The organism is Serratia sp. P2ACOL2 (assembly GCF_003691565.1).
Taxonomy (GTDB): Bacteria; Pseudomonadota; Gammaproteobacteria; order Enterobacterales; family Enterobacteriaceae; genus Serratia; species Serratia liquefaciens.
Genome location: NZ_CP033162.1, coordinates 150,626 through 162,643, shown reverse-complemented (window position 1 = coordinate 162,643; position 12,018 = coordinate 150,626). Strand labels below are relative to the sequence as shown.

At 53.9% G+C, this 12,018-nt stretch carries 15 protein-coding genes; 7 read left to right on the top strand and 8 right to left on the bottom strand.

The features are described from left to right. Positions 1-360: 360 nt before the first annotated feature. The 5 genes from frdA (at position 361) to blc (ending at position 4,285) form a co-directional block, all read left to right on the top strand. Positions 361-2,157, top strand: coding sequence for a fumarate reductase (quinol) flavoprotein subunit (gene frdA, locus EBA31_RS00795; RefSeq protein WP_020824894.1), 1,797 nt, complete (start codon positions 361-363; stop codon positions 2,155-2,157). Continuing rightward, complete coding sequence (locus EBA31_RS00790) at positions 2,150-2,884, top strand: succinate dehydrogenase/fumarate reductase iron-sulfur subunit (RefSeq protein WP_122076694.1); 735 nt, start codon at positions 2,150-2,152, stop codon at positions 2,882-2,884. Before frdA ends, EBA31_RS00790 begins: the two co-directional genes overlap by 8 nt. A 15-nt stretch (positions 2,885-2,899) precedes the next feature. Continuing rightward, a complete protein-coding gene (gene frdC, locus EBA31_RS00785) occupies positions 2,900-3,292 on the top strand; it encodes a fumarate reductase subunit FrdC (RefSeq protein WP_020824892.1) in 393 nt (130 codons plus the stop codon). Between the two features lie 12 nt (positions 3,293-3,304). Next, the gene (gene frdD / locus EBA31_RS00780; protein ID WP_020824891.1) at positions 3,305-3,664 is read left to right on the top strand and encodes a fumarate reductase subunit FrdD; all 360 of its coding nucleotides are present in this window, start codon (positions 3,305-3,307) and stop codon (positions 3,662-3,664) included. A gap of 87 nt (positions 3,665-3,751) precedes the next feature. Then, positions 3,752-4,285 carry an outer membrane lipoprotein Blc gene (gene blc, locus EBA31_RS00775; protein ID WP_122076691.1) on the top strand — a complete coding sequence of 178 codons (534 nt, stop codon included), beginning with the start codon at positions 3,752-3,754 and terminating at the stop codon, positions 4,283-4,285. Here the strand turns inward: blc and sugE are convergent. From sugE to efp, 4 genes are all read right to left on the bottom strand, one after another. After that, positions 4,279-4,596 carry a quaternary ammonium compound efflux SMR transporter SugE gene (gene sugE / locus EBA31_RS00770; protein ID WP_020824889.1) on the bottom strand — a complete coding sequence of 106 codons (318 nt, stop codon included), beginning with the start codon at positions 4,594-4,596 and terminating at the stop codon, positions 4,279-4,281. The two genes, blc and sugE, sit on opposite strands and share 7 nt — an antisense overlap. A 215-nt stretch (positions 4,597-4,811) precedes the next feature. Next, positions 4,812-4,943: an entericidin A/B family lipoprotein gene (locus EBA31_RS00765; protein WP_020824888.1), complete on the bottom strand. Its 132-nt coding sequence runs from the start codon at positions 4,941-4,943 to the stop codon at positions 4,812-4,814. A 122-nt stretch (positions 4,944-5,065) separates the two neighbouring features. After that, positions 5,066-5,194 carry an entericidin A/B family lipoprotein gene (locus EBA31_RS00760; protein ID WP_232103375.1) on the bottom strand — a complete coding sequence of 43 codons (129 nt, stop codon included), beginning with the start codon at positions 5,192-5,194 and terminating at the stop codon, positions 5,066-5,068. Positions 5,195-5,265: 71 nt separating this feature from the next. Next, positions 5,266-5,832, bottom strand: coding sequence for an elongation factor P (efp, locus tag EBA31_RS00755; protein WP_020824887.1), 567 nt, complete (start codon positions 5,830-5,832; stop codon positions 5,266-5,268). A gap of 42 nt (positions 5,833-5,874) precedes the next feature. Here efp and epmB point away from each other — a divergent pair, with 42 nt between their 5' ends. Then, the gene (epmB, locus tag EBA31_RS00750; RefSeq protein ID WP_048762794.1) at positions 5,875-6,903 is read left to right on the top strand and encodes an EF-P beta-lysylation protein EpmB; all 1,029 of its coding nucleotides are present in this window, start codon (positions 5,875-5,877) and stop codon (positions 6,901-6,903) included. Positions 6,904-6,986: 83 nt separating this feature from the next. Here the strand turns inward: epmB and EBA31_RS00745 are convergent, their stop codons facing one another. The 4 genes from EBA31_RS00745 to EBA31_RS00730 form a co-directional block, all read right to left on the bottom strand. Then, positions 6,987-7,331: a DUF4156 domain-containing protein gene (locus tag EBA31_RS00745; RefSeq protein WP_020824885.1), complete on the bottom strand. Its 345-nt coding sequence runs from the start codon at positions 7,329-7,331 to the stop codon at positions 6,987-6,989. Between the two features lie 239 nt (positions 7,332-7,570). After that, positions 7,571-9,217 (bottom strand): chaperonin GroEL, encoded by a 1,647-nt coding sequence (gene groL, locus EBA31_RS00740; RefSeq protein ID WP_020824884.1) that lies wholly within the window; start codon positions 9,215-9,217, stop codon positions 7,571-7,573. Between the two features lie 44 nt (positions 9,218-9,261). Further along, positions 9,262-9,555 (bottom strand): co-chaperone GroES, encoded by a 294-nt coding sequence (locus tag EBA31_RS00735; protein ID WP_004952634.1) that lies wholly within the window; start codon positions 9,553-9,555, stop codon positions 9,262-9,264. Positions 9,556-9,739: 184 nt separating this feature from the next. Beyond that, positions 9,740-10,231, bottom strand: coding sequence for an FxsA family protein (locus EBA31_RS00730; protein ID WP_020824883.1), 492 nt, complete (start codon positions 10,229-10,231; stop codon positions 9,740-9,742). Positions 10,232-10,576: 345 nt separating this feature from the next. On the opposite strand from EBA31_RS00730, the gene aspA reads away from it, so the two are divergent. Next, on the top strand, positions 10,577-12,013 hold the full coding sequence (gene aspA / locus EBA31_RS00720) for an aspartate ammonia-lyase (protein ID WP_020824881.1): 1,437 nt from the start codon (positions 10,577-10,579) through the stop codon (positions 12,011-12,013). Positions 12,014-12,018: the final 5 nt, after the last annotated feature.

The window sequence follows — 12,018 nt, the reverse complement described above, 5'->3', positions numbered from 1 at the left end:
GGATGCAGTCTACTCGTATCCTGGCATGCAAACAAATTCTTAACAGCTCGGCCGCTTTAACCTCGACATTACCTGATAAATAGTTGGCAAAAAGGTTAATAAAAGTTGAATAAACGTTAAATCCAACCCACAGGCAATTATCCTTCCGCCCGCCGGTTAAAAGGCAAAACAATCGATCACATCAAATTTCTTCTACTTAACTTTAGGTATAGTTAATTCCACATTATTGGTGGGAGATATCTATCCTTAAGCTTTATGCAACGACAATGAACTCAGTTAGTTAGCACCCGAAGAATATTTATAAATATTAAGCATAGATATTTAATTTGCCGTTCTTAACAAGAATATTGGAGGAATGCAGTGCAAACCTTTAACGCCGATCTTGCCATTATTGGGGCCGGGGGTGCTGGTTTACGTGCAGCAATAGCCGCAGCGGAAGCCAACCCCCAACTGAAAATCGCGCTCATCTCAAAAGTCTACCCGATGCGCAGCCATACGGTAGCCGCCGAAGGGGGATCCGCCGCCGTCACTCAGGATCACGACTCTTTTGACTACCACTTCAATGACACCGTTGCCGGTGGCGACTGGTTGTGTGAGCAAGACGTGGTCGACCATTTCGTCCACAACTGCCCGCGGGAAATGACCCAGTTGGAACAGTGGGGCTGCCCGTGGAGCCGTAAACCGGACGGTTCGGTCAACGTGCGTCGCTTCGGCGGCATGAAGATTGAACGAACCTGGTTCGCCGCCGACAAGACCGGCTTCCACATGCTGCATACCCTGTTCCAGACCTCGCTCAAATACCCGCAAATCCAACGTTTCGACGAGCACTTTGTGCTGGATATTCTGGTGGATGACGGTCAGGTCCGCGGTTTGGTCGCAATGAACATGATGGAAGGCACCCGCGTGCAGATCCGCGCCAATGCGGTGATCATGGCCACCGGCGGTGCCGGACGCGTGTACCGCTACAACACCAATGGCGGCATCGTCACCGGTGATGGCATGGGCATGGCGTTCCATCATGGCATCCCACTGCGCGATATGGAGTTCGTCCAATATCACCCTACCGGCCTGCCGGGTTCCGGCATCCTGATGACCGAAGGCTGCCGCGGCGAAGGCGGTATTCTGGTGAATAAAGACGGCTACCGTTATTTGCAGGACTACGGCATGGGCCCGGAAACCCCGCTGGGCGAGCCGAAGAACAAATACATGGAGCTGGGCCCGCGCGATAAAGTTTCGCAGGCCTTCTGGCACGAATGGCGTGCCGGTCGCACCATCGCCACCCCGCGCGGCGACGTGGTCTATCTCGACCTGCGCCATCTGGGGGAAAAGAAGCTGCTCGAACGCCTGCCGTTCATCTGTGAACTGGCCAAGGCCTACGTCGGCGTCGACCCGGTAAAAGACCCCATCCCGGTACGCCCAACGGCGCATTACACCATGGGCGGCATTGAAACCGATCAAAACTGTGAAACCCGCATCAAGGGGCTGTTCGCCGTCGGCGAATGCTCTTCAGTCGGTCTGCACGGTGCCAACCGTCTGGGATCCAACTCGCTGGCGGAACTGGTGGTGTTCGGCCGGGTGGCCGGTGAGCATGCAGCTCGTCGCTCGCTGGAATCTGGCCCGGCCAATGGCAGTGCCCTTGATGCGCAAGGGCGCGACGTCGAAACCCGACTAAGCAATTTGATGAAGCAGGAAGGCAGCGAAAACTGGTCGAAGATTCGCGATGAAATGGGGTTGTCGATGGAAGAAGGCTGCGGTATCTACCGTACGCCAGAACTGATGCAAAAAACCATCGATAAACTGGCTGAGCTGAAAGAACGCTTCAAGCGCGTCAAAATCACCGATAACTCCAGCGTGTTCAATACCGACCTGCTGTACACCATCGAGCTGGGCTACGGCCTGGACGTCGCCGAATGCATGGCGCACTCCGCCTTTAACCGTAAAGAATCCCGCGGTGCCCACCAGCGTCTGGATGAAGGCTGCACCGAACGTGACGACGTAAATTTCCTGAAGCATACGCTGGCGTTCCATAACCCTAACGGCGCACCGCGCCTGGAATACAGCGACGTGAAGATCACCAAACTGCCACCGGCCAAACGTGTGTACGGCGCTGAAGCCGAAGCGCAGGACAAAAAGGATAAGGAGCAGGCAAATGGCTGAGATGAACACCCTGAAAATCGAGGTCATGCGCTATAACCCGGAATGCGACGCAGAGCCACATTTCGAGACCTTCGCGGTGCCTTACGATGAACAAACCTCGCTGCTCGACGCGCTGGGTTACATCAAGGATAACCTGGCGCCGGACCTTTCCTACCGCTGGTCATGCCGCATGGCTATCTGCGGTTCGTGCGGCATGATGGTCAACCGGGTACCGAAACTGGCCTGCAAGACCTTCCTGCGCGAATACACCGACGGCATGAAGGTAGAGGCACTGGGTAACTTCCCGATTGAACGCGATCTGGTGGTCGATATGACCCACTTTATCGAAAGCCTGGGGGCGATTAAGCCTTACATCATCGGCAATAACCGCAAACCGGAAGACGGCCCTAACGTGCAAACACCGGCGCAGATGGCCAAGTACCACCAGTTCTCCGGCTGTATCAACTGCGGGCTGTGTTACGCCGCTTGCCCGCAATTCGGTTTGAACCCAGAGTTCATCGGCCCGGCGGCAATCACCCTGGCGCACCGCTACAACCTGGATAATCGCGACCACGGCCAGAAACAGCGCATGGCGCAACTCAACGGCCAAAACGGCGTGTGGAGCTGTACCTTTGTCGGCTACTGCTCTGAAGTGTGTCCGAAGCACGTCGACCCGGCCGCTGCTATCCAGCAGGGCAAGGTGGAAAGTGCCAAAGACTTCATGATCGCCATGCTGAAGCCGCAATAAGGGAGAGAAACCGCAATGACAACACAACGTAAGCCCTATGTGCGCACCATGACGCCAACCTGGTGGCAAAAGCTCGGCTTCTATCGTTTCTATATGCTGCGTGAAGGGACCTCGGTGCCGGCCGTGTGGTTCAGCATCGTGCTGATCTACGGCGTTTTTGCGCTGAAAGGCGGTGCGGAGAGCTGGGCAGGGTTCGTCGGTTTTCTGCAAAACCCGCTGGTGCTGCTGATTAACGTAGTCGCCCTGCTGGCGGCGTTGCTGCACACCAAAACCTGGTTCGATTTGGCACCGAAAGCCGCCAATATCGTGGTCAACAGCGAAAAAATGGGGCCAGGGCCTATCGTCAAAGCGCTGTGGGCGGTAACGCTGGTCGCCAGCGTGGTCATCCTGGCCGTGGCCCTGCTGTAATCCGGAGGAAACATGATAAATCAAGCACCTAAACGCTCAGACGAACCGGTTTTCTGGGGATTATTCGGCGCCGGCGGCATGTGGGGCGCGATCATCGCGCCCGCTATCGTGCTGCTGGTCGGCATTCTGCTGCCGCTGGGGTGGTTCCCAGGCGATGCGCTGGGCTATGACCGCGTGTTGGCTTTCTGCCAGAGCCTGATTGGCCGGCTGTTCCTGCTGCTGATGATTATCCTGCCGCTGTGGTGCGGTCTGCACCGTATACACCATGCGATGCACGATTTGAAAATCCACGTGCCGGCCGGTAAATGGGTCTTCTATGGCCTGGCGGCCATCCTCAGCGTCGTCACCGTTATCGGCGTGGTGACGCTGTAAAACACTTCTGGCGGCCAACTCCCGTTGGCCGTCTGCTTTACCTTTCGGCTACACTGTTTATTCCAACCCGGTAAACAGGAGTAACCAATGCGTTTTCGGTCAAAGCTATGCGCGATCATTCCCGCCTTCCTTTCCGCCGCTTGCAGCGTTTCCCCGCCGAAGAACATCAAAGTAGTGAATGATTTCGACACCCAGCGCTATCTCGGCACCTGGTATGAAATCGCGCGTTTTGATCACCGTTTTGAACGCGGCCTCGAACAGGTCACCGCCAACTACAGCCCACGCGAAGACGGCGGCCTCAAAGTGGTGAACCGGGGTTTTAATACGCAAAAACAACAATGGCAGGAAAGCACGGGCAAGGCCTATTTTACCGGCTCACCGCAGGTAGCCGCACTCAAGGTGTCCTTTTTTGGGCCTTTCTACGGCGGGTATAACGTGATTGAGTTGGATGCAGATTACCGCTACGCGCTGGTTTGCGGCCCAAACCGAGGGTATTTGTGGATACTGTCGCGCACGCCGACGCTGGACGCCGCCACGCGCGACAGATTAGTGCAAACCGCGAAAAACAACGGCTTTGATACGGATAAGCTAATCTGGGTGAAACAAACGCAGCATCAGTGACTGCTGAACTTCAACCCAAGTATGCCGACAACAATCAGGCACAGGCTGAGGATGCGCGCGATATTGGTTGATTCACCAAGTAACACCATCCCCATAATTGCCGCGCCTACCGCACCAATGCCTGTCCAAACGGCATAAGCCGTGCCGGCGGGCAGCGTTTTCATCGCATGTGCCAACAGCAGCATGCTGACCACCATGGCGGCAACAGTAATAATGCTGGGGGTCAAACGAGTAAAACCATGGGTGTATTTCAGGCCAACAGCCCATACGACTTCCAACAAACCGGCAATAAGCAGAATAATCCAAGCCATGAAACAGGCTCCATAACGGTGGGGTCGTCCCCGAATGCAGATGCGTAAACGGGTCGTCCCATTTAGCGTTGTGATATGCCAGGGGATTATACCCACTGCCGGGGAGGATAACAGTACAAAGCTTTCGGCAGGAGATAGGTCAACAGGGGAAGCGGTATCCCACAACGATGCCTTTGGGCAGCTTTTCGCGGAATACCGCAAGTCAGTAAAGGGAGTTATTCCGCGCTACGCTGGATAGCCTTGCCGCCAGCCTGGATGTCCTCGCCCACGCCCTGAGTGGTGTTGCATGCGGTCAATGAGGTCAAGATCATCAAAGAGAAAATCGCGATAATACTTTTCTTCAGCATAGGAAAGTCCTTATTTGTCAGTGATGAAAAAGTACGGCTTTCTAAGCGTAGTAAATATTAGCGAGAGTTGCTGTTTAAAATGGTTTTATTTCGCACGATTACATTAGAGGCTTTAATGGTTATTAGCTGGCAGTACGCGAAATAGCGCCGCCGAGGTGCTGAACGTCCTCACCGAAACCACGGAAAGTATTACAGCCGCTAAGGGACATCAGTAACAGTAGGGAGACAACGGCTAACAGAGTTTTTTTCATTATGTAGATTCTGCCAACGAGATACGGAAGGTAAAACAAAGGAGCCGCGCAGGGCTCCTTTCTTTTGAAACTTATTTTACGCGTGAGACGTATTCGCCAGAGCGGGTGTCAACGCGAACAACTTCACCAATCTGTACGAACAATGGAACCTTAACCACGGCGCCAGTGCTCAGGGTGGCAGGCTTGCCGCCGGTACCGGCAGTATCACCTTTCAGACCTGGATCGGTGTCAGTGATTTCTGCTTCGATAAAGTTCGGGGGCTGAACCGCGATTGGACGACCGTCCCACAGGGTAACGATACATTCTGCGTTGTCTTGCAGCCATTTTGCCGCATCAGAAACGGTTTTTTCTTCAACACCGTGTTGCTCGAAAGTCTCAGGGTGCATGAAGTGGTAGAACTCACCGTCGTTGTACAGGTAGTTCATGTTGGTATCTACCACGTCCGCGCCTTCGCAAGAGTCGGTAGATTTGAAGGTTTTCTCAACGCGAGTACCGGTCAGCAGACGACGCATTTTAACGCGCGCAAATGCCTGGCCTTTGCCCGGTTTAACGAACTCACTGGATTCGATTGCGTAAGGTTCGCCCTCGAACATGATTTTAAGACCCGGACGGAAATCGTTGCTAGAATAAGTCGCCATGATGGCCCTCTGAATATTTAAACTGGTAGCTTAGCCAAAAAAATGGCACACATTATAACCCAAAGTACGGCATATAGAGAAGATTGGTTGCATCAACTCGCCGATGTTATTACCGATCCCGATGAATTACTGCAGCTTTTGTCACTGAATACGCATCCGGACCTGCCGCAGGGCCGTGAAGCCCGTCGGCTGTTTGCATTGCGCGTACCCCGCGCCTTCGCCGCACGCATGCGTCCCGGCGACGCCAATGATCCGCTATTGCGTCAGGTTCTGACCGCCAGCGAAGAATTCATCAATGCACCCGGCTTCACGACCGATCCGCTGGACGAACAGCGTAGCGTGGTGCCAGGCCTGCTGCACAAATACCGTAATCGTGCTTTGCTGTTGGTTAAAGGCGGCTGTGCGGTTAACTGCCGCTACTGCTTCCGTCGCCATTTTCCGTATCAGGACAACCAGGGCAATAAAGCCAACTGGCGTCAGGCGTTGGATTATATCCGCCAACACCCGGAACTGGATGAGATTATTTTCTCCGGTGGCGATCCGCTGATGGCCAAAGATCACGAGCTGGACTGGCTGATCGGGGAACTGGAAGCCATTGAGCACGTAAAACGCCTGCGCATCCACACCCGTTTGCCAGTGGTGATCCCGGCACGTATCACGCCAGAACTGTGCCGCAGGCTGTCGGCCTCACGCCTGCAGGTGCTGATGGTCACGCACATCAATCATGCCAATGAGATTGACCGTGAACTGCAGGGAGCCATGGCGCAACTGCGTCTGGCCGGCGTCACCTTGCTGAACCAAAGTGTGTTGCTGCGCGGCATCAACGACAACGCCGACACGTTGGCGGCGCTGAGCAATGCGCTGTTTGACGCCGGTATCCTGCCCTATTACATCCACGTGCTGGATAAGGTACAAGGCGCGGCGCACTTTATGGTCAGTGACGACGAAGCGCGCGCCATTATGCAGGCGCTGCTGAGCAAGGTTTCCGGATATATGGTGCCGCGTCTGACCCGTGAAGTCGGCGGCAAGCCAAGCAAAACGCCGCTCGACCTGCGCCTGATGCAAGATTGACTGACCGACGGAATGACAAAAACAAAAGAGGCATGCCTGGGCATGCCTCTTTTTTATGCTATGACGTACGCATTAATCTTGCGTTACGGGCACTTATAAACCTGGCCGGCCATTTTGCTGTCCAGCGGGGCAAAGCTTGAAAGCAGGTTCTGGCTTGGGCTGGTAGCACCATAAATCACGTTGCCGCCCATTGCCGCTGCCTTGTTGCGCAGATCGTTTGCCGCGCCGCGCATGGAGCTGCCTTCACCACCGTTACCGGACAACCAGTTGCTCTGGGTGCCAGTCACTTCGCCCACCAGCTGGCATTCTGCCGCCGGTTTGGTATCGGTAAATTTAACCTGCTGACCTGCGGCGGAAAGTTCATTGGTGCTGCTGCAACCTGCCAGCAGCAAGGCTGCCGAAAGACCCAGTAAGGCTTTAATCCGCATCTTGTTCCCCATCTATATTGAGAGTTTCGCAAAAGCTTATCAGAAAGCGTTGCTATCTCTTAAGCATCCGTTGCCACTGGTGCTGGCCAACGTCTTGAGCGACAGCTGATGAAAGATCAGTTTACCAGCTAAATCAGCCCGGTCTGCATAAATATCATCAAAAGCAGTGAGACAAAGCACGCAAAAAAAAGCCCCAACCAATTGGCCGGGGCTTTTGCACACGCGAACGTGGGGGATGATTACATCATGCCGCCCATGCCGCCCATGCCACCCATACCGCCAGCGCCACCTAAATCAGGTGCGTCGCTTTTTGGCAGGTCGGTCACCATGCACTCGGTGGTGATCATCAGGCCAGCCACAGAAGCCGCGTACTGCAGAGCAGAACGGGTTACTTTGGTTGGATCCAGGATACCCATCGCGATCATGTCGCCGTATTCTTCAGTGTAAGCGTTGTAGCCGTAGCTGCCTTCGCCTGCTTTCACGTTGTTGGCAATCACGGAAGCTTCTTCACCGGCGTTGATTACGATCTGACGCAGTGGAGATTCCATCGCGCGCAGAGCAACCTTGATACCGACGTTCTGGTCTTCGTTGTCGCCTTTCAGGTTAGCGATTTTGCTTGCTACGCGGATCAGTGCAACACCACCGCCGGCAACCACGCCTTCTTCAACCGCAGCACGGGTCGCGTGCAGGGCATCTTCAACGCGGGCTTTCTTCTCTTTCATTTCAACTTCAGTTGCTGCGCCCACTTTGATAACGGCAACGCCGCCAGCCAGTTTAGCGACACGCTCCTGCAGTTTTTCACGATCGTAGTCAGAGGTCGCTTCTTCGATCTGCTGACGGATCTGGGTAACGCGACCTTGGATAGTCGCTTCGTCGCCCACGCCATCGATGATGATGGTGGTGTCTTTGTTGATCACAACGCGCTTAGCCTGGCCCAGGTCTTCCAGGGTCGCTTTTTCCAGCTCCAGACCAATCTCTTCAGAGATAACGGTACCGGCAGTCAGGGTAGCGATGTCCTGCAGCATGGCTTTACGACGGTCGCCGAAACCAGGTGCTTTAACCGCAGCCACTTTCACGATGCCGCGCATGGTGTTAACCACCAGAGTAGCCAGCGCTTCGCCTTCAACATCTTCAGCAATGATCAGCAGTGGTTTGCCGGCTTTCGCTACGGCTTCCAGTACTGGCAGCATTTCACGGATGTTGGAGATTTTCTTGTCAGCCAGCAGGATGAACGGGCTTTCCAGTTCGATAGAACCGGTTTCTGGCTTGTTGATGAAGTATGGAGACAGGTAACCGCGGTCGAACTGCATACCTTCAACAACGTCCAGCTCGTCTTGCAGGCCAGTGCCTTCTTCAACGGTGATAACGCCTTCTTTGCCCACTTTCTCCATCGCTTCTGCAATCAGTTTACCCACGGTTTCGTCGGAGTTTGCAGAGATGGTGCCTACCTGAGCGATAGCTTTGGAGTCAGAGCAAGGTACGGACAGTTTTTTAAGCTCTTCAACAGCGGCGATAACCGCTTTGTCGATACCGCGCTTCAGATCCATTGGGTTCATGCCGGCAGCCACAGCTTTCAGGCCTTCGGTGATGATGGATTGAGCCAGTACGGTTGCAGTGGTGGTACCGTCGCCCGCAGCGTCGTTCGCTTTAGAGGCAACTTCTTTCACCATTTGCGCGCCCATGTTTTCAAACTTGTCTTCCAGTTCGATTTCACGAGCAACAGATACGCCATCTTTAGTGATGGTAGGAGCGCCGAAGGACTTATCCAGCACTACGTTACGGCCTTTCGGGCCCAGGGTCACTTTTACTGCATCAGCGAGAACATTCACGCCGCGGAGCATTTTCACGCGAGCGTCATTGCCGAATTTTACGTCTTTAGCTGCCATTGGTATTTCCCTTCAACTCGTTCAGTTCAGAAGATAAAGCGCACTTACGCTTCAACAATTGCCAGAATGTCGCTTTCGGACATGATCAACACTTCTTCATTGTCGATCTTCTCTGCTTTCACGCCGTAACCGTCGTTGAAAATCACGATATCGCCAACTTTCACATCCAGCGGCTGGATGTTGCCGCTTTCCAGAACACGCCCTTTACCCACTGCGACAACTTCGCCACGAGTAGATTTACCCGCTGCAGAGCCAGTCAGGACGATGCCGCCAGCAGATTTTGATTCAACTTCTTTGCGCTTGACGATAACGCGGTCATGCAATGGACGAATACTCATTGAACGCTCTCCTGTAAGAAGGTCTCTATCAGATTTAGGGTTGTCACCGGATTGTGAATACCGGCTTGTGGGATTTGAAATGGGGGCATTCCATCCCCCTTCAAGGGGGCGGCCAAAAAAATTTTCGCTTTTGATGGCAATACTGAGCTACTGATGCGAAAAACGCGGCCTGGGCCGCGTTTTTTCAACGATCGTTGCGTTTGTCATGATCGTCGGGCTGATGATCCAGCGTATAGCGATCGTCGTTTTTACGCTGGAACTCGCCGTCGAAGGTGTTGCCGTTGGCAGCATTACCGCCCTGGCTCCAACCGCCGGGGCGGTAAACGGAAAGATGCGGCATCAGTTTCAACGTCAGCGATTTTTGCACCGGGGGCAGTAACAACAACAGGCCGAGGAAATCGGTAAAGAATCCCGGCACCAGCAGCAAGAAGCCCGCTAATACCAGTGAAACACTTTTCACCATTTCCGACGCAGGGCTTTCACCTGCAGCCAGCTTTTGTTGCATCTGCATGAAGGTCTTCATGCCCTGGTTGCGCACCAGCGAAATGCCGACGCAGGAGGTGAACACCACCAGCAACAGGGTAATCGCCACGCCCAATACGGCGGCGACTTTAATAAATAGGGATATCTCTATGTAAGCCAACAGAAATATCAGCAGTAACGGTAACCAGCGCACCTGGTTCTCCTCTGGTAGATCTGCGCAACCGCACGTTGGCGACGGCGCGAAAAGGGGGCCGGTTAACGGCCGACCTAAATACAATGGGGTCTGCCGGCGTGCATTTCAACCAAAGGCCCTTTTTTATTGCTAAAGTTAATAAACGTGAAAGGGATCACAGAACCAGAAACAGGCAATTTAAGAAGGCTCAGAAGGTGATCTGGATTCAGTCATTTATTACTAACCAGCATATGATCTGGGCAGCAACGGGCACAGTGGTTAATCGTTTCATGCCTGAAGCCTTCGGCAACATAATTTGGTTCCCTGACAATTAATTAATTCGGCAGCAATACAAAGAAGGTTCACATGTCAAATAACATTCGTATCGAAGAAGACCTGTTAGGAACACGTGAAGTCCCCGCAGAAGCCTATTACGGTGTTCACACTCTGCGTGCGATTGAAAACTTTTATATCAGCAACAGCAAAATCAGCGATGTGCCCGAGTTTGTTCGCGGCATGGTAATGGTAAAAAAAGCCGCAGCGATGGCGAACAAAGAACTCAAAACCATTCCACGTAAAATCGCTGATGTCATCATCCAGGCCTGTGACGAAGTGCTGGATAAAGGCAAATGCATGGACCAGTTCCCGGTGGATGTGTTCCAGGGCGGCGCGGGCACTTCATTGAACATGAACACCAACGAAGTGCTGGCGAATATTGGTCTGGAGCTGATGGGCCACCAGAAAGGCGAATACCAATACCTGAACCCTAACGATCATCTCAACAAGTGCCAGTCTACCAACGACGCCTACCCAACCGGTTTCCGCATTGCGGTTTACGCCTCCAATCAGAAGCTTATCGACGCCATCAACCAGCTGCGCGAAGGGTTTGACCGCAAGGCAAAAGAGTTTGAAACCATCCTGAAAATGGGGCGCACCCAGTTGCAGGATGCGGTGCCAATGACGCTGGGCCAGGAATTCCATGCGTTCAGCGTGTTGCTGAAAGAAGAAACCCGCAACCTGCATCGCACCGCCGAGCTGCTGCTGGAAGTGAACCTGGGTGCGACAGCAATCGGGACGGCGCTGAACACCCCGGAAGGCTACCCGCAACTGGCGGTTCAAAAATTGGCAGAGGTCAGCAACCTGCCTGTCGTGCCGGCCGAAGACTTGATCGAAGCCACCTCCGACTGCGGCGCCTACGTAATGGTGCACAGTGCGCTGAAACGCCTCGCAGTTAAACTGTCTAAAATTTGCAACGACCTGCGCCTGCTGTCTTCAGGCCCACGCGCCGGTCTGAACGAAATTAACCTGCCGGAACTGCAAGCGGGCTCATCCATCATGCCGGCCAAGGTCAACCCGGTCGTACCGGAAGTGGTCAATCAGGTATGTTTCAAGGTGATTGGCAACGACACTTGCGTTACCATGGCGGCCGAAGCGGGCCAACTGCAGTTGAACGTCATGGAGCCGGTGATTGGCCAGGCGATGTTCGAGTCCATTCACATCCTGACCAACGCCTGCTATAACCTGCTGGAAAAATGCATTAACGGCATCACCGCGAATAAAGAAGTGTGCGAGCACTACGTCTTCAATTCCATCGGTATCGTCACCTATCTGAACCCGTTCATTGGCCACCACAACGGTGACATCGTCGGGAAGATCTGCGCCGAAACCGGCAAGAGCGTACGTGAAGTCGTGCTGGAACGCGGTCTGCTGACCGAAGCCGAGCTGGATGACATCTTCTCCGTGGAGAACCTGATGCACCCGGCCTATAAAGCCAAACGCTATACGGATGAAAATGAACAATAACAGAC